The organism is Bauldia sp. (assembly GCA_037200845.1).
In the GTDB taxonomy this organism is placed as follows: domain Bacteria; phylum Pseudomonadota; class Alphaproteobacteria; order Rhizobiales; family Kaistiaceae; genus DASZQY01.
Map to the genome: position 1 here is coordinate 2,536,037 of JBBCGQ010000001.1, position 20,517 is coordinate 2,556,553.

The 20,517-nt window shown below is 67.7% G+C and carries 16 protein-coding genes and 1 pseudogene; 5 read left to right on the forward strand and 12 right to left on the reverse strand.

Annotation, left to right across the window (positions count from 1 at the left end):
• Nucleotides 1–128 precede the first annotated feature (128 nt).
• The gene (locus WDM94_12600; protein MEJ0013433.1) at nucleotides 129–3,941 is read left to right on the forward strand and encodes a hydantoinase B/oxoprolinase family protein; all 3,813 of its coding nucleotides are present in this window, start codon (nucleotides 129–131) and stop codon (nucleotides 3,939–3,941) included.
• 57 nt (nucleotides 3,942–3,998) lie between these two features.
• Nucleotides 3,999–4,865, forward strand: a complete 867-nt coding sequence (locus WDM94_12605) for a hypothetical protein (GenBank protein ID MEJ0013434.1) — start codon at nucleotides 3,999–4,001, stop codon at nucleotides 4,863–4,865.
• 26 nt (nucleotides 4,866–4,891) lie between these two features.
• Here the strand turns inward: WDM94_12605 and WDM94_12610 are convergent, their stop codons facing one another.
• Complete coding sequence (locus WDM94_12610; protein MEJ0013435.1) at nucleotides 4,892–5,746, reverse strand: extensin family protein; 855 nt, start codon at nucleotides 5,744–5,746, stop codon at nucleotides 4,892–4,894.
• Between the two features lie 392 nt (nucleotides 5,747–6,138).
• Between WDM94_12610 and WDM94_12615 the strand changes: the two genes are divergently transcribed.
• Complete coding sequence (locus WDM94_12615) at nucleotides 6,139–6,465, forward strand: hypothetical protein (protein ID MEJ0013436.1); 327 nt, start codon at nucleotides 6,139–6,141, stop codon at nucleotides 6,463–6,465.
• A gap of 4 nt (nucleotides 6,466–6,469) precedes the next feature.
• Here the strand turns inward: WDM94_12615 and WDM94_12620 are convergent, their stop codons facing one another.
• The 5 genes from WDM94_12620 to WDM94_12640 all read right to left on the reverse strand — a co-directional run bounded on the left by WDM94_12620 (nucleotide 6,470) and on the right by WDM94_12640 (nucleotide 11,333).
• A complete protein-coding gene (locus WDM94_12620; protein MEJ0013437.1) occupies nucleotides 6,470–7,375 on the reverse strand; it encodes a cation diffusion facilitator family transporter in 906 nt (301 codons plus the stop codon).
• A 274-nt stretch (nucleotides 7,376–7,649) separates the two neighbouring features.
• On the reverse strand, nucleotides 7,650–8,879 hold the full coding sequence (locus WDM94_12625; protein MEJ0013438.1) for an alanine racemase: 1,230 nt from the start codon (nucleotides 8,877–8,879) through the stop codon (nucleotides 7,650–7,652).
• A 424-nt stretch (nucleotides 8,880–9,303) separates the two neighbouring features.
• Nucleotides 9,304–10,065, reverse strand: coding sequence for an SDR family NAD(P)-dependent oxidoreductase (locus WDM94_12630; GenBank protein MEJ0013439.1), 762 nt, complete (start codon nucleotides 10,063–10,065; stop codon nucleotides 9,304–9,306).
• A gap of 189 nt (nucleotides 10,066–10,254) precedes the next feature.
• Complete coding sequence (locus tag WDM94_12635) at nucleotides 10,255–10,857, reverse strand: serine protease (protein MEJ0013440.1); 603 nt, start codon at nucleotides 10,855–10,857, stop codon at nucleotides 10,255–10,257.
• 197 nt (nucleotides 10,858–11,054) lie between these two features.
• Nucleotides 11,055–11,333, reverse strand: a complete 279-nt coding sequence (locus tag WDM94_12640) for a DUF2277 domain-containing protein (GenBank protein MEJ0013441.1) — start codon at nucleotides 11,331–11,333, stop codon at nucleotides 11,055–11,057.
• Between the two features lie 137 nt (nucleotides 11,334–11,470).
• Here WDM94_12640 and WDM94_12645 point away from each other — a divergent pair, with 137 nt between their 5' ends.
• Nucleotides 11,471–12,073: a LysE family translocator gene (locus WDM94_12645; protein ID MEJ0013442.1), complete on the forward strand. Its 603-nt coding sequence runs from the start codon at nucleotides 11,471–11,473 to the stop codon at nucleotides 12,071–12,073.
• Nucleotides 12,049–12,444 carry a DUF4180 domain-containing protein gene (locus WDM94_12650; protein ID MEJ0013443.1) on the forward strand — a complete coding sequence of 132 codons (396 nt, stop codon included), beginning with the start codon at nucleotides 12,049–12,051 and terminating at the stop codon, nucleotides 12,442–12,444. Before WDM94_12645 ends, WDM94_12650 begins: the two co-directional genes overlap by 25 nt.
• A 171-nt stretch (nucleotides 12,445–12,615) precedes the next feature.
• Here the strand turns inward: WDM94_12650 and metH are convergent.
• From metH to WDM94_12680, 6 genes and pseudogenes are all read right to left on the reverse strand, one after another.
• Nucleotides 12,616–16,365, reverse strand: a pseudogene (gene metH / locus WDM94_12655) (methionine synthase).
• Entirely contained in the window at nucleotides 16,362–17,285 is a 924-nt protein-coding gene (gene metF / locus WDM94_12660) for a methylenetetrahydrofolate reductase [NAD(P)H] (GenBank protein MEJ0013444.1), read from the reverse strand. Before metF ends, metH begins: the two are co-directional and overlap by 4 nt.
• Nucleotides 17,282–18,268, reverse strand: a complete 987-nt coding sequence (locus WDM94_12665; GenBank protein ID MEJ0013445.1) for a metalloregulator ArsR/SmtB family transcription factor — start codon at nucleotides 18,266–18,268, stop codon at nucleotides 17,282–17,284. Before WDM94_12665 ends, metF begins: the two co-directional genes overlap by 4 nt.
• A 71-nt stretch (nucleotides 18,269–18,339) precedes the next feature.
• Nucleotides 18,340–19,062 (reverse strand): phenylalanine--tRNA ligase beta subunit-related protein, encoded by a 723-nt coding sequence (locus WDM94_12670; GenBank protein ID MEJ0013446.1) that lies wholly within the window; start codon nucleotides 19,060–19,062, stop codon nucleotides 18,340–18,342.
• Nucleotides 19,059–19,802 (reverse strand): trans-aconitate 2-methyltransferase, encoded by a 744-nt coding sequence (gene tam, locus WDM94_12675; GenBank protein ID MEJ0013447.1) that lies wholly within the window; start codon nucleotides 19,800–19,802, stop codon nucleotides 19,059–19,061. The genes WDM94_12670 and tam overlap by 4 nt, the downstream gene beginning before the upstream one ends.
• Nucleotides 19,803–19,825: 23 nt before the next feature.
• Complete coding sequence (locus WDM94_12680) at nucleotides 19,826–20,425, reverse strand: molybdenum cofactor sulfurase (GenBank protein ID MEJ0013448.1); 600 nt, start codon at nucleotides 20,423–20,425, stop codon at nucleotides 19,826–19,828.
• Between the last annotated feature and the right edge of the window lie 92 nt (nucleotides 20,426–20,517).

The window sequence follows — 20,517 nt, forward strand, 5'->3', positions numbered from 1 at the left end:
AAGCGGCTCCCCTCGGGCGGCGATGCTATAGCCCCGGCTCCGTCGATGGAACAGCTTGAGAAGCGAACGGCGCCGGGGCCATATGGCCCGACGTCGGGCCAGCCCGGGAAGATTGGGAGAAGAAGACTGTGGCAGCGCCGGGGCAATGGGATTTCTGGATCGACCGCGGCGGTACGTTTACCGACATCGTCGCCCGCGCCCCCGACGGACGGCTGCATGTCGCGAAACTTTTATCGGAAAATCCGGGCGTGTACCGCGATGCAGCCATCGCGGGCATCCGGCGCCTGCTCGGCGTTAACGAGGGCGAGGCAATTCCCGCCGGCGCCATCGCCACCGTGAAAATGGGCACGACCGTCGCCACCAATGCGCTGCTCGAGCGCAAGGGCGACCGCACGCTGCTGCTGATCACGCGCGGCTTCCGCGACGCGCTGAAGCTTGGCTACCAGGCGCGGGCGGAAATCTTCGCCAAGAAGATCGTCAAGCCGGAGATGCTCTACGAGCGCGTCGCCGAGGTCGGCGAACGCGTGCTCGCCGACGGCACGGTCGAAGCGGCGCCCGATCTCGCCGCCGTCCGCCGTGACCTCGAGGCGGCGTGGCGTGACGGCATCCACTCGGTCGCGGTGGTCTTCATGCACGCGTGGAAATTTCCGGAACACGAACGGCGGGTGGCGGCGCTGGCGCGCGAGATGGGCTTCCCGCAAGTCTCGGCAAGCCACGAGGTTTCGCCGCTGATCAAACTCGTCGGGCGCGGCGATACGACCGTGGTCGATGCGTATCTCTCGCCGATCCTGCGGAGATATGTGGATGAGGTGGCGCGCGAATTGGGGGCTGGCGCCCCCTCACCCTTCGCCTCTAGCTCGCTCCGCTCACAAGAGGCGCAGCCCTCTCCCACAAGGGGAGAGGGAAACACCTCAAGAGTGGCGATCCCCTCTCCCCTTGTGGGAGAGGGCGGTTCCTCTTGGCAAGCGTCAGCGCGCCTAGAGGAACCGGGTGAGGGGGCGCCGCGGCTGATGTTCATGCGCTCGTCGGGCGGGCTCACGGCCGCCGATCTGTTCCAGGGTAAGGACGCGATCCTATCGGGCCCGGCCGGCGGCGTGGTCGCCGCGGTCGAGACGGCGCGGCAGGCGGGCTTCGGTCGCGTCATCGGCTTCGACATGGGCGGCACCTCGACCGACGTTTCGCATTTCGACGGCGAATACGAGCGCGCCTTCGAGACCGAGGTCGCGGGCGTGCGCATGCGCGCGCCGATGATGCGCATTCACACCGTGGCCGCCGGCGGCGGCTCGATCCTGAAGTTCGACCAGGGGCGCTACCGCGTCGGCCCGCAATCGGCCGGCGCCGATCCCGGCCCGGCCGGCTACCGCCGCGGAGGCCCGCTCACTGTCACAGATGCCAACATCATGGTCGGCAAGCTGATGCCGGAATATTTCCCGGCGATCTTCGGACCGGACCGGGACGCGCCGCTCGACGCGAACGCCGTCCGCGAAAAATTCGCGGAACTGGCAAAGACGATCGGCGACGGGCGCTCGCTGGAGGAGATCGCCGACGGCTTCCTGCATGTCGCGGTCGAGAACATGGCGAACGCGATCAAGAAGGTATCGGTGGCGCGCGGCTACGACGTCACCGAATACGCGCTGAACTGCTTCGGCGGCGCCGGCGGCCAGCACGCCTGCGCCGTCGCCGACGCGCTCGGCATGACGACGGTGCTCATCCATCCCTATTCCGGCGTGCTTTCCGCCTACGGCATGGGCCTCGCCGAGATTCGCGCAACCCGCAACCGGGCGGTGATGATGCCGCTGTCGCACGGCATCGACGCCGCGCTTGTCGATGCGCTGACCGCGGAGGTGCTGGCGGAGCTGGCGGGCCAAGGGGTGACGGAGGGCGTCGCGACCTTCACGCGGCTCCACCTGCGCTACGACGGAACGGATACGACCATTCCCGTTCTCGTTCGCCGTCCCGGCGGCGAGGTTGCAGCGGCGACCGTCGATTTCGAAGCCGCCCACCGCAAGCAGTTCGGCTTCCTGTTTCCCGACCGGCCGGTGGTCGTCGAAAGCGTCGAGGTCGAGGCGGTCGGCGGCGGCGCCGGGATCGCCGACGTCGCCGGCCACGCTGCGGGCGGCGAGCCGAAGGCGGCCGGCCGCGGCCGCTTCTTCTCGAACGGCGCGTTCCACGACGCGGACATCTACCTGCGCGACGCCGTGCCCCTCGGCGCCGTCGTCGCCGGCCCCGCCCTGATCATCGAGCCGAACCAGACGGTCGTGGTCGAAGCCGGCTGGCGCGCCGAGGTGACGGCGCGGAACGATCTCGTCCTGACGCGCACTGCGCCGGCGCACCACCGCGCCGCCGTCGGCACCGATGCCGACCCGATCATGCTCGAGGTGTTCAACAATCTCTTCATGGCGATCGCCGAGCAGATGGGCGTGACGCTGCAGAACACGGCGAGCTCGGTGAACATCAAGGAGCGGCTGGATTTCAGTTGCGCCGTGTTCGACGGCGACGGCCGGCTGGTCGCCAACGCGCCGCACATGCCGGTGCATCTGGGCTCGATGGACCGCTCGGTCGAGACGATCATCAGGCTGAACGCCGGCGACATTCATCCCGGCGACGTGTTCGCGCTGAACGCGCCCTACAACGGCGGCACGCACCTGCCGGACATCACGGTCTGCACGCCCGTCTTCGATGAGGCGGGCCAAGAGGCGAGAAGCGCCGAAGGCGCGACCGGGAAAGAAAGAAAGATCCTGTTCTGGGTGGCCTCGCGCGGCCACCACGCCGACGTCGGCGGCACGGCGCCCGGATCGATGACACCGCGCGCCACCACCGTCGACGAGGAAGGCGTGCTGATCGACAACCTGCGCCTCGTCGAAGCCGGCGTCTTCCGCGGCGCCGATGTGCTGGCCGTGCTGACCGACCACCCCTACCCGTGCCGCAACCCGGCGCAGAACATCGCCGACCTGCGCGCCCAGATCGCCGCCAACGAGAAGGGCGTCGCCGAGGTCCACAAGATGGTGGCGCACTTCGGCCTCGACGTCGTGCGCGCCTACATGGGCCACGTGCAGGACAACGCGGCGGAGAGCGTGCGCGGCGTCATCGACGCGCTGCACGATTCCGAATTCGCGGTCGACACCGACCAGGGCGCGACGATCAAGGTGAAGATCACCGTCGATCGGGCGAAGCGCGAGGCAACGGTCGACTTCGCCGGCACCTCCCCGCAGCAGGCGACCAACTTCAACGCGCCCGAGCCGGTGGCGCGCGCCGCCGTGCTCTATGCCTTCCGCGTCATGGTCGAGGGTGACATCCCGATGAACGCGGGGTGCCTGCGGCCGATCCGCATCGTCATCCCGGAAGGCTCGATGCTATCGCCGAAATATCCGGCGGCCGTCGTCGCCGGCAACGTCGAGACCAGCCAGCACGTCACCGACTGCCTGTTCGGCGCGCTGGGCGCCATGGCCTCGGCGCAGGGCTCGATGAACAATCTCACCTTCGGCAACGCGCGCTACCAGTACTACGAGACGCTGTGCTCCGGCGCGCCGGCCGGCGTGCTGAACGACGGCACCGGCTTCGACGGCGCCGACGGCGTCCACACCCACATGACCAATTCGCGGCTGACCGACCCGGAAATCCTGGAGCTGCGCTATCCGATCGTGATGGAAGATTTCCACATCCGCGCAGGCTCGGGCGGCAAGGGCCGCTGGTCGGCCGGCGGCGGAACGGAGCGCACGCTGCGCTTCCTCGAGGCGATGGACTGCGCGATCCTTTCATCCCACCGCATCGTGCCGCCGCACGGGCTGATGGGCGGCGCCAACGGGGGGCTCGGCGTCACGCGCATCCGACGCGCGGATGGCCGGATAGAGGCGCTCAGCGGATGCGATCAGACGACGATGGCGCCGGGCGACGCGGTGATCGTGACGACGCCGACCGGTGGCGGGTACGGGATATCCTAGACTACAAGAGCAACACAACCGATAGTAGCGATTCGACCGGCATGCGGGACCCTTCGAATGGCCGACTCCGAGTTTTCGCTTCTCTTTAACGGGCGTGATGCAAGGGCCAACAGATTGGATCTCTACGACGCTAGTCAGTCCTACTATGGGCTTGCTCGCGTACTTTCAATCTTAGGCCAGTACTACATAAACGGCTCAATTATCTCTCAGGCGCCGACGAGTCAGCTCGCCCTTTATCTAGTACCCCCGGAAGAAGGGTCGTTTAAGCAAACAGTTATCGCGGGAGTTGTGACCTCAATTATTTCGGTGCCATTTACGGTGTTCATTACCAAGGTGGTCGAGTCATGGATACCGAGCGAGAGTCCACAACTATCGGCCATCGTCGCTGAGTTGCAGGAAAATAACCGCCTACTCAGAGAACGGCCTAGTTCTGTCGCTCCCGCCATCACGGCGCAACAAGAAGCAACTGTGTCCGATCATATGCAGGCTCACACAAATGAGATGCAGGTTCTACGAAGCATTACATCCTCATCCTTCAGGAGCATCTTTCGTCCGATCGGGCGGAGCGCGGACACCGTGGCGATTCTCGCCGGCCCCACGCAACAACCAGTGGGCGTGGTGGACGCGGGCGTTTTGGCCAGAATAGAGGCCGACGAAATTGACGACGACGTCAAGACGGTCGTCGGCGTCGTGAACTCCTTCAGCCGGTCGTCGAAGACCGGCGTCATGTTCTCCGAGGATATGGGACGAGGTTTTAGATTCGAATACGACCAACCGGGGAAGCTGGAGCGCCAAGATATCTTTTCCTGGAGCCAGTTTTATGGGCGCAAGATTGAAGTCGATGGCAGGTTTGTCAGATTCTTCGATCAAACCATCAAGAAGTTCATCGTTTATCGCGCTAGGAAATTCCGAGAAGAGGAGTAAGGCCTGGGGGAGAGCGCACTGATCACTTAGTCCGCGTCGAGCTCGCCGAGCTCTTCGCCGATCACGTCCGGCGGGGCTTGCGTCAGCAGTTCGCCAGGCGCCGGCGCTGGCGTGATCGAACTGGTCTGGCCGTAGTCGACCAGCCCGCCTGTGCGGGCGAAGAGGCCGGGCGAGTACGGGGCGCGGCGCGGCGGCGGAATGTCCATCACCGGACGGCAATAGCGCGAAGTGCCCGCCTCGTTGTGGTGCGCGAGGTCGAGGTGGAAGTGGTCGCCATGATATTTCACGCCCGGCCCGAGCACGGTTTTGAAGCGCTCGCAGGCGGCGGCGAGGACCTCGCGCAGGAAGCTGCGCGTCGCGTCGTCGCCGAGCGACCAGTCGTGCTTCACCGTGATCATGCGGCCATCGGCGAGGCGGAAGCCGGCGACGTCGAGCGCATTGCCGAAGGCGTGTTCCGATAGCCGCTCGCCGGACTCGTTGTTGCGCGGGCGGCACGAGTAGGCGGAGATCTGCTTGATGTCGGTGATCGGCTCGCCGAACCAGGCGATCGCCGCCGGCTGCACGGCATCGTTCAGCCAGCCTTCGACGGCGGCGGTGATCGGACAGCCGAGCGTCGCCGCCGGTCCGAGTTCCACGGTGCCCTGCTCGAAGGCGGAAACCTGCAGCGGCCGATCGATGCCGCAGGCGCCGCGATCGTTGGCGGCGCCGCGATCGGGCCGCACCCACGCCGACAACTGAACCTGCCGCGAGGCCATGCACGAGCGCTCCTCCGCATCGCGCCAGGCGGCGCGGCGTTCGTAGCCGAAGAGGGAGAGCGCACAGCCGGTGAGCGCGATGGCAACGCCGGCAATGACCGCCAGATACGCAACACGACGGAGCATATCCAGACAATTGGAGCGATCGGGTTAAGGAAGCGTTGACCGAGGTTTGGGACGCCTGTCTCTGATCGGTCGCGCGCGGGAAGCACGCGCCGTGCCTCAGACGGACTGAACGACCGGATCGCGCCATCCGGGCGGCCGCCCGAGTCCCGATACGGCACCAAACGCCCGGCACGATTCGTGAGTGTTCTTCTCCGTCGTACCGGCCGTCAGGAACTGCCGATCCTCAACTGCGACACGCCCCCAGGCCGCATGAGACGGGCCAGGGCCAGCGCCGCCGAGCCGCGTTCGCGCCGCTCCCGGAATCGCTGAATCCGCTCCCCCTTTTTTCGGGCTGCAGCCGGACGTCGGGAACGCGAACGGCGAAGCCCTCATCATTTCGAGGCACGACGCCCATGAAATTCGTTCGCGATATCGCCATCGGTCTGCTCACCGCCATTCTCGTGTTGTCGGTTTCGGGCGCCGAGGCAAAAGACATCTGGCCGCCGCCGGCAAAATACGACCGCGGCCCGCTCATCAATCCGCAATACCAAACGCCGGTCATTGAGCATCTGGCACCCGCGGCGCTCGCCGCCGCCTGCTTCGGCAAGCACCTCGCCTGCTCGTTCGCCGAGATCGGCAGCCCGTGCGAGATCATCCTGCCGGTCAAGGGCTGGCAGCCGATGCTGCGCCACGAGATGGGCCACTGCCGCGGCTGGCCGGCCGATCATCCGCGCAGCTAGCGAATCAGACGACCACAACGCCGGTGTGCTTCGCCTTCTCTTCCGGCTCGACGTGGATGGTGATGATCGCGTCCTCGACCTCGGCCTTCAGCGCGCGCTCGATCTGGTCGCAGATGTCGTGCGATTCCGACACCGGCATGGCGCCCGGCACCACCAGATGAAACTCGATGAACGTCAGGCGCCCGGCGTGGCGCGTGCGCAGGTCGTGCGCCTCGATGGCGCCGCTGGCGTTCTGCGAGATGAGCGCGCGGATGCGGTCGAGCGTGTCGGGCGCCACCGCCTCGTCCATCAGGCCGCCGATCGACATGCGGATGACGCGCCAGCCGGCCCACAGGATGTTGAGCGCGACCAGCGCGGCTAGGATGGCGTCGAGTATCAGGTAGCCGGTGACCAGCGCCAGCACGAGGCCGATCACGACGCCGGCCGAGGTCGCCACGTCGGTGAACAGGTGCACGCCGTCGGCGACCAGCGCCGGCGAGCGGCGCTTGCGGCCCTCGCGCACCAGCACCCAGCCCCACGCGCCGTTGATGGCGCTCGCCACCACCGTGATGGCGAGGCCCTCGACCGGCTGGCCGATGGGCTGCGGCGCGCGCAGGCCGGTGTAGGCGGCGTTGAAGATCGACACCGCCGCGATGATGATGAACACGCCCTCCAGCACGACGGAAAAATACTCCGCCTTGCCGTGGCCATACGGGTGGTTGGCGTCCGCCGGCAGCGCGCCGTAGCGGATGGCGGCGACCGTCGCGATCGCGGTGGCGACGTTGACCAGGCTCTCCAGCGCATCCGACCACAGCGCCACCGAGCCGGTGAGATACCAGGCGGCGAACTTCAGCGCGAGCACGAGCGCACCGACGCCGACGCTGATCGCGGCGAGCGTGTTAGTGCTGGCGTGGGCAGGTTGGTCGCGCATCTCGGCGCGCGTTGTAGGGGCCGCGGAGGATGCGATCAACGGCGATGATTTTGATTGCGACGCATTCGCGAGAGAGCAGAGCCCCTCACCCTTCGCCTCTAATTCGCTGGCGCTCATAAGGAGCGAAGCCCTCTCCCCTGCGGGGTGAGGGGGACGTGGAGTTCCGGACAAGGAGCGGAGCACGGAACCCTGAATATGCGTCCCCTCTCCCTGCAGGGGAGAGGACTTCCGAACTTGGCGAGCGTGAGCGAGCCTAGAGAGGAAGGGTGAGGGACTACTCCGCCGCCGCCATCGTCTCGATCGACGCAAAAGACTCCGCCGGGCCGCCGGCCTCGAACGGCGTCGTCACCTCGACGAACGTGTCGGGATAGAAGCCGTTGAAGCGCGTGCGCAGCGCCAGCGAATAAGCGCCGATGTGGCCGATCTCGATCCAGTCGCCGGTGTCCACCGTTTCCGGCAGGTAGAACGGGCGCGACAGGATGTCGACGGAATCGCAGGTGGCGCCCATGACGCGGAACGGCATCAGCCTGTCGGCGTTGCCGGCGCGTTTTCCCCGGTGCGCCGGGTCGGGCAGCAGGCGGGCGGGCAGCGTGATCTTGCCGGTCCACGAATCCGACAGCGACGCCCAGATGCCGTCGTTGATGTAGATGCGCTTGCCCTTGCGCAGCAGCACGCGGACGATGACCGACAGCGAGCGGGCGACGATCACCCTGCCCGGCTCGGCGGTGAGCGGCAGGTCGCTGAGGCCCCATTCGCCGATCTCGCCGACGATCTCGGAGACGAGGCCGGCGGTGTCGGGCGGCGGCAGCGGCGCGCGCCGCGGATCGCTGCCGTAGGCAGCCGGGAAGCCGCCGCCGATGTCGAGGGAACTGATCTCGGCGCTGGCGCGGCTCCTCACCCACGCCGCGGTGGCGAGCGCGCGCTCATAGGTGTCGGCGTCCTCCATCTGGCTGCCGACGTGGAAACAGAGGCCGACCTTGAAGCCGATGCGCGCGATGCGATTGACCAGCTCGACCGCGTGCGAGGGCGAGGCGCCGAACTTCTTCGACAATTCGTAAGCGGCATGGCCGCGCGCTGCGATGCGCACGAACAGCGTGATCTCTTCCGGATCGAGATCGAGGCCGCGCACGATGCGCAGGATCTTGGCGACCTCGTCCTCGTGGTCGAGGGCCATCGTGCGGATGCGATACGTCTCGAGCGCCAGGCGGATGTCGGACTGCGCCTTGACCGGGTGCATGTAGAGCATCTCGGCCTTCGGCGCGACGGCGCGCACGGCGGCGAACTCGCCGGGCGAGGCGACGTCGAAGCATTTGATGCCGGCGGCGGTCAGCGCCTCGAGCACCATCGGCTCGCCGTTGGTCTTCACCGCATAGGCGGTGCGCCCGGGGAACGCCGAGATGAAGGTGCGCGCGTCGTCTGCCAGCACGCGCGGGCGAAAGCAGTAAACCGGCACGTCGGGGCGGAGCGCGAAAGCGGCGTCCCGCGCGGTCTCGAAACGCTCCATGCGGCTGGTCCTAACGGGAGATTCGGCTACGCAGGGACGCTAGCAGGGCGACGATGACGGCAAAAGGACGGCGCCGTTGTCCACAGGCGGCCGGCCCGGAAACGCTGGCAAATCAAGGGGCCGGGAACAAGCCGGCGCATTCGGCGTTTCGAGACCGGGCCGAACCGGGGTATGCTTAAGGTTCGATGATCGACGACGGGAGACAGCCATGAGCCAAGCTCGACCGTTCCAGGTAGTCATGATCTTCGCGGCGTTCCTGTTCGTGGGCGCCATCGTGCTGGGCGCGATCTAGGCGCGAGGCGCCCGCCTACGCTCCAATTGTCGCCCCGCGAACGCGGGGACCTGGTAAACGCCGCCAGCGCGATGAAAGCCCGGCCGGCGGTTACTGGATTCCCGCCTTCGCGGGAATGACACCGAGCTCGGTTCACCACGTCGCCGGCTTGCCGTCGCGATAGAACCCGCCGGTGGTGGCGTCTTGTAGCGTCGCCGCCCAGACCACCGACCGCGCCCCCTGCTCCACCGACCGCGGCGCCGAGCGTCCGCCCATCCGCGTCTTGACCCAGCCGGGACACACCGCGTTGACGCGGATGCCGCGCGGCGCGAGATCGCGCGCCAGAACCTTCGCGAGCGCCACCAACGCCGCCTTCGACACGCGATAGGCCGACGAAGGCCAGCCTTCCTGCGTGTGGCGGTTGGCGTGCACGCCGGCGATGAATTCATCGACCAGCGCGACGAGCTGATCGCGCGTCAGCTTCGGATCGGAAAAGCGCGCACGAATCGCCGGTGAATACGGATGCAACTCGCCCATGCCGCTCGACACGAAGACGATGGTGCCGCCGTCGCGGATCGAGGGCAGCAGGCCCTCGGTCACCGCCAGCGCGCCGAGGAAGTTGATGGCGAGCGTCGTCTTGACGACGTTGTCGTTGAAACCGTCCATCGAGATGCCGGCATTGTTGACCAGCAGATCGAGCTGCAGCTTCTCAGCCGCCAGCGCGGCGATGTCGGCGGCGCTGGTCACGTCGAGACGGCGATAATCGACGCCGATTTCCTTCGCCGCCGCCCGCCCCGCCCGCTCGTCGCGGCTGGTGAGGATCACGTCGTAGCCCTGTGCCTTCAACTGGCGGCAGACCTCCAGCCCGATCCCCTGGTTGGCGCCGGTGACGAGGCCGGTGAGATGATTGGCCATGTTTCTCTCGATGCACTATTTGCGCGGAGGATGGCGACCCCCTCCCACCTCTCCGTTTCAGGGGGAGGAAGGAAAAAGGCGCCGTGGGTGATCCTCTCACTCTTTAATTCGTACGACCGATCGCTGCTCGGCCTCCCCCCCTGAAAGGAGGAGGATGGGAGGGGGTCACGACTGAGCACCAATCGCCAACTACTGTCCCGCGAGTTCCTTCCCCGCCGCGAGGATCGCGGCGTCGGTGCCGAGCGCCGTCGTCACGCTGCCCGCCTTCTCGTTATAGGGCGCGCCGGCGAGCGCGCCATCGCTCCACGGGCCGGTGGAGATTGTCATGCCGCGGAAACGCAGCGCACCGTCGGCGCCGCGGAAGAGATGCATCCCGCCCGACGACGCCGGGCTGGCGTCGCAGTCGGTGCGATAGAACGACGTCGCGCCCGACGATACCGGCGCGCGGCGCACGCTGCACGCTTGCGCCACCGGCATGTCGAGCGGCACGGATTCCATGCCGTCGGGGTGCGCGCTGACGACGATCAGCGGATCGCCGGCGACCGGCTTTGCCGCCTCGGGCGGGAACGGCGAAGCACCGGCGATTGGCGCCGACAGCCGAACGATCGCCCAGTCATTGTTCGAGCCGGGCTTCGGGTTCGCCGCGCCGAAACGGGCGTCCGCGGCGCCGGTTTTCAGCGCCACCCACCCGGCGCCCGGAGTCTGCGCCCGGAAGTAGCACTTGCTCTCGCGCTTGCCGCCCTCGAAGAAAATGTGCGCCGCCGTCAGCACCAGGTCGCCGGACAGGAACAACGCGCCCGAGCCGACCTTGGGCAGCGGATCGAAGCAACCGACGTGGCCGGAGACTTTCCGGATGCGCGCGATCTCGGCGGCGCTCAGGCCCAGCGACGGACCGAGTACGTTCAGCGCGCCGCGATCGTCGGCGCCGTCGATGATGTTGACCGGCGTTGCCGGCGACGCCAGCAGCGCGGCGAGAGTGGCCGCGAGGATCAGGCGCTTACCCGCCCATAGCGAAGCTGCGCCCGGCCGCGCGCCTTCATGGCTTCGATCTCGCGATTGCGCGGCGGCGCGTTGGTCTCGAGATGATCGAGCAGGCCGCGCGCCACCGCGGCGAATTCATCGATGGCGCGGTTGAAGGCATCCTCGTTGGCCTTCGACGGCCGCGTAAAGCCGCTGATCTTGCGCGTGAACTGGATGGCCGCGGCGCGGATCTCATCCTCGGTCGCGGGCGGATCGAAATTGAACAGCGGGCGGATGTTGCGACACATGGGCGGCGTTTCCTGAACAACGCGGATTGGCGGAGCCTTTGAAGGCAGAAGTAGGCGCTTTCGCGCCGATAGCTATACTCCGCGCCAGGGCCGGGCCCCAAGCCCGGCAGGTTGCGGCGGAGGCAGAACGATACATCATGCAGGCCGTCTGGCCCTTTGCGCTCGCGAGCCTGCTTATCGAGCTCACGCCCGGGCCGAACATGACCTACCTCGCGCTGGTCGGCGTCACGGTCGGGCGCCGTGCCGGCTATGCCGCCACCGCCGGCGTGGCCTTGGGTCTGGCGGGACTGGGCCTCGCGGCCGCGCTGGGGCTGGCCGCGATCGTCACGGCGTCGCCGATGGTCTACGGCGCGCTCCGCTGGCTGGGCGTCCTCTACTTCATCTACCTCGCCTGGGACGCCTGGCGCGACGGCCTGCCCTCTGCCGCCATCCGGGTCGAGAGCGACACCGGCTTCTTCGTGCGCGGGCTGATCTCGAACCTCCTCAATCCCAAGGCCGCGATCTTCTATGTCGCCGTGCTGCCCACCTTCATCGACCCGGCGCGGCCGGCCGAGGGACAGGCGCTGGCGCTGACCGCGCTCTACGTCGTCGTCGCCACCGCCGTCCACGCCACGATCGTGACGCTCGCGGGATTCCTGCGGCCGCTGCTGACCAACGATCGGCTGGTGTCGATCACCAGCCGCGTGTTCGCGGTCGCGCTGCTCGGCATCGCCGCATGGCTGGCGTGGTCGACGCGGTAGAGGCGCGGATGCGGACTTTCGATCAGGGCGGCGTAACGGTGTTCGAGGTGCCGGCGGAGGAACCGCGGCTTGGCAGCGAGCACAACGCGACGGATCTGATTGGCGAGGCGTATGGCGTGGAATTCGCGCTGTTCGCAATTCCGGTCTCGCGGCTGGCTGCCGATTTTCTTCAGCTCCGCACGAAGATGGCCGGGCTGTTCATCCAGAAGTTCGTGAACTACGGCGTACGGGTGGCGTTCGTCGGCGACGTTTCGGCGGCGATTGCGGCGAGCGAGGCGTTGGCGGCGTTTATCGCTGAGTCGAATCGTGGCGCCGTGGCGTGGTTCGTGGCGGACACGGCGGAGCTCAAACGGCGGCTCGGCGGACGCTGAGGCACACCCCTCCCCGAAGCCGCTTTGCGGTTTCGGCCCTCCCACAAGGGGAGGGCTCAAGTGGAGCCCGGGTCGAGCGGCAGAACGAACCCTCCCCTTGTGGGAGGGTCAAACGGCCGAAGGCCGTTTGGGGAGGGGTGTCCCTCCTCCGCACGAGAACCTCTCGCCGGCCTACTCCGCCGCCGCCATGCCTTCCGGCTCGTAGTTGAGGATCGGCGCCAGCCAGCGTTCGGCTTCCGCCAGCGGCCAGCCCTTGCGGCGGGCGTAATCCTCGGCCTGGTCGCGCTCGATCTTGCCGACGCCGAAGTAGTGCGACTCCGGATGCGCGAAGTAGAGGCCCGAGACCGACGAGCCCGGCCACATGGCGTAACTTTCCGTCAGCTTGATGCCGGTCGTCTTCTCCGCGTCGAGCAGATCGAACAGCGTCTGCTTCTCGGTGTGGTCGGGCTGCGCCGGATAGCCGGGCGCCGGGCGGATGCCCTTGTAGCGCTCGCGGATCAGGTCCTCCGGCGCCAGGTCTTCGTCCGGCGCCGAGGCCCAGAACTCGCGGCGGACGCGCTCGTGCATGCGCTCGGCGAAGGCTTCCGCGAGGCGGTCAGCGAGCGCCTGGCTCAGGATCTTGGAGTAGTCGTCGTTGGCGCGGTCGAAACGCTCCGCGATCGCTTCCTCGCCGATGCCCGCGGTGACGGCGAAGCCGCCGATCCAGTCGGCGATGCCGGTCGACTTCGGCGCGACGAAATCGGCCAGCGCCGTATGGCTGCGCTTGGAGTCGGCCGAGCGCGCGATCTGCTGGCGGAGCGTATAGAGGCGCGTCTTCTCCTTCGTCCGCGTCTCATCGTCGTAGAGGACGATGTCGTCGCCCTCGGCGTTTGCCGGCCAGAAGCCGATGACGCCGTTCGCGGTCAGCCAGTTTTCCGCGACCATCTGGCGGAGCATCGCCTGCGCGTCGTTGTAGAGCGACGTCGCCGCAGCGCCGAGTTTCTCATCGTCAAGGATCAGCGGGTACGTGCCCTTCATCTCCCAGGTCGCGAAGAACGGCGTCCAGTCGATGTAGGGCACCAGCTCGGCGATCGGATAATTCACGAAGGCGCGCGTGCCGAGGAACGTCGGCTTCGGCAGCGGCGCCTTCCAGTCGATGGCGAAGCGGTCGGCGCGCGCTTTCGCCAGCGATATGCGCTTCTTGTCGGCCATGCCGCGGGCGTGCCCCTCGGCGACGCTCTTGTACTCGGCCCGGATTTTTTCGACGTAGGCGTCCTTGCCGCCGCCGATGAGGCTGGAGGCGACGCCCACCGCGCGGCTGGCATCGAGCACATGCACGGTCTGGCCGCGCTTGTAGTTCGGGTTGATCTTCACCGCCGTGTGCACACGGCTTGTGGTGGCGCCGCCGATCAGCAGCGGCAGGTCGAAGCCCTCGCGCTCGAGTTCCGCCGCGACGTGCGCCATCTCGTCGAGCGACGGTGTGATGAGGCCCGACAGGCCGATGATGTCGACCTGCTTCTCGCGCGCCGTGGCGAGGATCTTCGCCGCCGGCACCATGACGCCGAGGTCGATGACCTCGTAGTTGTTGCAGGCGAGCACGACGCCGACGATGTTCTTTCCGATGTCGTGGACGTCGCCCTTGACCGTGGCGAGCAGGATGCGCGGCGCGTTGCCCTGCGCCTGCCCGGTGCGCTTTTTCTCCTCCTCCATGAACGGCAGCAGGTAGGCGACCGCCTGCTTCATGACGCGGGCGGACTTCACTACCTGCGGCAGGAACATTTTTCCGCTGCCGAACAGATCGCCAACGACGTTCATGCCGGCCATCAGCGGGCCTTCGATCACGTCAAGCGGGCGGAGCGCCGCAACCCGCGCCGCCTCGGTGTCGGCCTCGATGTACTCGGTGATGCCGGCGACCAGCGCGTGCTCCAGCCGCTTATTGACGGGCAGCTCGCGCCACGTGAGATCGGGACCCTTTTTCTCCGACGTATCGCCCTTGAGCCGCGTTGCCGCTTCGAGCAGGCGCCCGCTCGCATCGGGCCGCCGGTTGAGGATCACGTCTTCGCAGAGATCGCGGAGCTCCGGGTCGATATCGTCGTAGACCGGCAGCGCGCCGGCGTTGACGATGCCCATGTCCATGCCCGCCTGGATCGCATGGTAGAGGAAGACCGAGTGCATCGCCGCGCGCAGGCCCTCGTTGCCGCGGAACGAGAACGAGAGATTCGAGACGCCGCCGGAGACGTGCGCGTGCGGCAGGTTCTGCCTGATCCAGCGCGTCGCCTCGATGAAATCGACGCCGTAGTTGTTGTGCTCGTCGATGCCGGTGGCGATCGCGAAGATGTTCGGGTCGAAGATGATGTCTTCCGCCGGGAAGCCGATCTCCTGCGTCAGGATGCGATAGGCACGTGCCGAAATGTCGATCTTGCGCTGGTAGGTGTCGGCCTGGCCCTGTTCGTCGAAGGCCATGACCACGACCGCGGCTCCGTAACGGCGCAGCAGCTCGGCGCGCTGGCGGAACTCGGCCTCGCCCTCCTTCATCGAGATGGAGTTGACGATTCCCTTGCCCTGCACGCACTTCAGGCCCGCCTCGATCACCGACCATTTCGACGAGTCAATCATGATCGGGACGCGCGCGATGTCGGGTTCCGACGCGATCAGGTTGAGGAACGTCACCATCGCCTTCTCGGAATCGAGGAGGCCCTCGTCCATGTTGACGTCGAGCACCTGCGCGCCGTTGGCGACCTGCTCGCGCGCCACGTCGAGCGCGGCGGCGTAGTCGCCGGCGGTGATCAGCTTGCGGAACTTCGCCGAGCCGGTGACGTTCGTCCGCTCGCCGATGTTGACGAAGGTGGCGGTGCTCTTACTCATACGCGGGCTGATCTATCATGCGGCGGTTTCGAAAGGCTCTAGGCCCGAGAGGCGCAGCTTGGTCTCGACCTGGGGAACCGCCCGCGGCGTCACGCCCGCGACAGCCTTCGCGATCGCGGCGATGTGCGCCGGCGTCGTGCCGCAGCACCCGCCGACGACGTTGACCAGACCCGAGCGCGCGAACTCGCCGAGCATCGCCGCCATCGCCTCGGGGCTCTCGTCGTATTCCCCGAATTCGTTGGGCAGGCCGGCGTTCGGATAGGCGCAGACCAGCGCATCGGCGGCGCGGCCGATCTCGGCGATGTGGGCGCGCATCTCCTTGGCGCCGAGCGCGCAGTTGAGGCCGATGGTGAACGGGTGGCTGTGGCGGACGGAGTACCAGAACGCGGTCGGCGTCTGGCCGGACAGCGTGCGGCCGGAGAGATCGGTGATGGTGCCCGAGATCATCACCGGCAGGCGGATGCCCTTCTCGGCGAACACCTGCTCGACCGCAACAATCCCGGCCTTGGCGTTGAGCGTGTCGAAGATCGTCTCGAACAGAATGATGTCGGCGCCGCCGTCGATGAGGCCGCGTGCCGCTTCGCCATAGGCCGCGACCAGCTCGTCGAACGAGATGTTGCGGAAGCCGGGATTGTTGACGTCCGGCGAGATCGAGGCCGAGCGGTTGGTCGGCCCGATGGCGCCGGCAACGAAACGCGGCCGGTCCGGCGTCTCAGCGCTGACGATGTCGGCCGCCTCGCGCGCCAGCTTCGCGCCTTCGACGTTCAGTTCGTACGCGTAATCCTCGAGGCCGTAGTCGGCCTGCGCGATGCGCGTCGAAGCGAAGGTGTTCGTCTCGACGATGTCGGCGCCGGCGCGGAAATAATCGAGATGGAAGCCGCGGATCGCGTCCGGCTTCGTCAGGATGAGCAGGTCGTTGTTGCCCTTGAGGTCGCGGTGCCAGTCCTTGAAGCGTGACCCGCGGAAATCGGCTTCGTTCAGCTTCAGGCCCTGGATCAGCGTGCCCATGGCACCGTCGATGACCAGGATGCGCTTGGCGGCGGCGGCGCGGAGGGCGGCTTCGGGATTCTTGCTCACGCGGCTACCTCGCTCGCAACGGTCTTCGCCGGACGCAGGCCGAGAAGGTGGCAGATGGCGTAGACGAGATCGGCGCGGTTCATCGTGTAGAAATGGAAATTCGTGACGCCGCGATCGACCAGGTCGAGCACCTGCTCGGAAGCGACGGCGGCCGCCACCAACTGGCGCGTCGCCGCATCGTCTTCAAGGCCCTCGAAGCGCTGCACCAGCCAGGCCGGCACCGACGCGCCTGCCTTCGCTGCAAATTTCGCCGTCTGCGCAAAGTTGAGCATGGGCACGATGCCCGGGACGACCGGAAGGCGGATGCCGGCGGCGTGGATGCGCTCGAGATAGGAATCGTAGAGGTCGTTGTCGAAGAAGAACTGCGTGATCAGACGATCCGCGCCGGCGTCGACCTTGCGCTTGATGTTGTCTATCTCGGTCTGCCAGTCGCTGCTTTCCGGGTGCCGCTCTACCCAGGCGGAGGCCGAGATCTCCATCGCCGGATGACGGCGCTTGATGCCCGCAATGAGGTCCGCGGCGTGGCTATAGCCTTCCGGATGCGGAACGTACGGCGTGCCGAGGCCGCCGACCGGATCGCCGCGCAGCGCCACGAGATGGCGGACGCCGATCTCGGTATAGCCGTCCACGATGGCATCGACCTCGGCGCGACTGGCGCCCACGCAGGTGAGATGCGCCGCGGGCGTCAGCGACGTGTCGGTGAGGATGCGCTTGACGGTGGCGTGCGTGCGCTCGCGCGTCGAGCCGCCGGCACCGTAGGTGACCGAGACAAAGGACGGCGAAAGCGGCGCCAGGCGCTCGATTGAGCGCCACAGCGTCTCTTCCATCTGCTCCGTTTTAGGCGGGGAAAACTCGAACGACACCGCGAGGCGGCCGTCGCTGCCGATCATGCGGCTGTGGCGCGGGCTGGCGTCCATCATGCCACCTCGCGTGCGCCGGCGTCAGCGACGGCGATGCGCCGGTCGCGCGCCAGCCACAGCGTGACGGTGAGCTTGCCGCCCTCGCCTGCCGGCAGGTCACGCGCCGATTCCAGCGCCAGACCCGGCGCCTCGATCCACTGGCGCATCGCGTTTTGCGGAAAGCCTAGGCGGCGATGGGCATGACGCTCGCGCAGGAATTCGAGATCGTGCGGCGCGAAATCGACGATCAGCAGGCGGCCGCCGGGACGCAGCACGCGCGCCGCCTCGGCGATCGCGCGCTCCGGCTCGTCGAGGTAGTGCAGCACCTGGTGGATGGTGACCACGTCGAACGAATTTTTCGCGAACGGCAGATGGTGGATGTCGCCGAGACGCACCTGCGCGTTGGCGAGGTGCGCACGGTCGAGATTGGCGCGCGCCACGGCAAGCATGTCGGCCGAGGCATCGACGCCGATGCCGCGCGCGTAGAGCGGCGCCAGCAGCTCGAGCAGGCGGCCGGTGCCGGTGCCGAGATCGAGCAGCGAGTCGAACTGCCGCTCGCCGAGCGCCGCCACGATCGCGGCCTCGACCGCAGCGTCGGCGATGTGGAGTGCGCGGATGGTGTCCCAGTCGACGGCGTTGTCGGCGAAGTAGCGCTTCGCCGCCTCGGCGTGCTCCAGCTTCACCGACGCCAGGCGCTCGCGGTCGCGCGTCAGGATCGGGTCGCCAATGTCGACCAGCGCCAGCAGATCGGCGGCCAGCCGCCGCGTCGGCGCCCCGTCGGTGAGACGGTAGAAGACCCACGCGCCTTCCGGATGGCGGTCGATCAGCCCGGCCTCCGACAGCAGCTTGAGGTGACGCGAGATGCGCGGCTGCGATTGGCCGAGGATCGCGGTCAGGTCCTTGACAGTCAGCTCCGCCTGCCCGAGCAGCGCCAGGATGCGCAGGCGCGTCGCCTCACCCGCGGCCTTGAGCGCGGTGAGCACGGTTTCGACGGTAAGCGACAGCGACGGCGCCACGGCGGCCTCCAACGGATATAAAGATATACTTATACGTTGTGCCGCCGTGAAGCAATGGCTCAGGACTGGCCGATTTCCAGGACCGGACGGGTGCGATCAGCGATGGCGACGCTGACCGACCCGCCGCAGAAGCGCCGGATGAGCGCGTCGAGATCGGCGACTGCCGCGTCGAGGTCGCCCTCCCCGTTCGTCTGAATCGTGACGATGGCCTCGGTCGTGGAGGGCGTCACCAGCGAGCGGGCGTCCTGCCGCCAGTTCCATCGCCTGCACAGGACCTTCTCGGCATCGGCGTACACGACCTCGCCCTCCTTCGGCGGATCGGCGACGGGACCGCCCTCGCCGTTCTCGCCGCCGGCCATGTCGAGAAACGTGTCGCCCGGCCGCGAGCGGCGGAAGGCGACATCGCCGACGATATGGGCGAGATCGTCGGCGCCGAGCGGCATCACGTGTGTCAGCGACACGGCATTGTAGGCGTCGACGAAGGCATTGATCGGCGGCAGCGTCCGCCCGGCGAGCACGTTCTTGACCAGCCGCTCGACCGCGCAGCGGTAGCTCGTCTTCTTGACACCGAAGGCGCGATACGCGGCGCGCCACACCGCGATGCCCGGGATCGCGGAAAGATCGGTGCCGCCCCAGCGCGCCCGGCAGGCCTCCTCACGCGCGGCAATCAGCGCCGCAAGCTCGGGCGGACGCTCGGCAGGAATCGTCAGGCCGCGCGCGACGACCACGGCAACGCGGAAATCCGGAAAATCGGAGCTGACGCCGGTGACGTCGATGTTCATCGGCGCCTCACGGCCACGACGAACAGGCGCGGAAACCGGAACAGCACGCGGCCGTCGGCGCGCGGCGGATAGGCCTCCGCCAGCTTCGCCTGGTACGCCGCGACGAATGCCGGCCGCTCCGCTGCATCGAGCCGCTCGATGAACGGTCGCAGGCCCGTGCCCTTCACCCACTCGACGATCGCCGCCGCATCGGCCAGCGCGTGGTGATAGATCGTGCGCCAGATATCGACGTCGGCGAGCGGCGCCAGGCGATCGTAGTACGCCTCGACCGGCGGGATCGCCTCGCGCGCGATCGGCGACGCGAATTTCGCCGCCCACGGACCGGAAGCCGCCACCTCGCGCATCAGGCTGTGCGACGGCTCCTGCAGGTTATCCGGCACCTGCAGTGCGATGGCGCCACCCGGATTGAGGTGTGCCATCAGCCGCGCGACGACCTCGAGATGGTCGGGCACCCACTGCAGCACGGCGTTGGCGAAGATCAGGTCGACCGGCGCCGGCGGCGACCACGTCGCCACGTCGGCTTCGACGAAAGTTGCCGCCGGCAGGCGCTGGCGGGCGGCGGCGATCATGTCGACGGACGAGTCGACGCCGGTAAGCTTTGCAGCCGAGTAGCGCTCCGCGATCAGCTCCGTCGAGTTGCCGGGGCCGCAGCCGATGTCGACGGCGGCGGCGACCGAGGCGAGCGGCACCCGCGCCAGCAGCTCGCGCGCCGGGCGCGTGCGCTCGTCCTCGAACTTCAGCTATTGCGCCGCCGACCACGCCGTCATGCGTAAAGCCGCTGCTCGGGGATGCGCACCTGCACGTCGCTGCCGGTCCGCACGATGCCGGCGCGCTCGACCGAGGCGACGACGCCGCGGAGCTCCCGCGCGACGTTGGGGAACATCAGCTCGAATTCGGAGCGACCGCCGGTGTGACGCACGATGGAGCGTCCGGCATCGCGGCACGGCGCGTTCGCGCCCTCGACCACTAGCGAGGCACTGCCCTCGAAAAACAGCCGCGTGCCGGGCGGGAGATGCGAGAGATGCGGCAGGCCTTCCAGCGCGAGATTGGCGCCGATCCACTCCGCCGGCAGCGACGGCAGTTCCATAAGCCGCGCGACCTCGGCCAGTTCCTCGATCGAGACGATGCTGACCTGCCGGCCGGAGCGGATCTCGGTGCCGCGCGGATACCACGGCTCGCGCGAGCCGGCCTTGCGGGTGAAGCCGAAGTGACGGTCGCCGGGCACGCCGGCGAGTTCCAGCTCCAGCGTCTCGACCGCGACCGACGTCATGTCCCTGGCCGAGCCGGCGGCATAGAGGCCGGCGACGCGGGCGTGGATCGTCTTGCGCGGGATTTTCTGCGGTGGGCCGAAAAGGTCGGTCATGCCGCGTTTCCTAGCCCCGCTCCGCCTGGCCGGCAACGGGGAGAGGCGGCCGACTTATCCCCGGCAACGGCGGCGGCCGGATCATGCGGCAA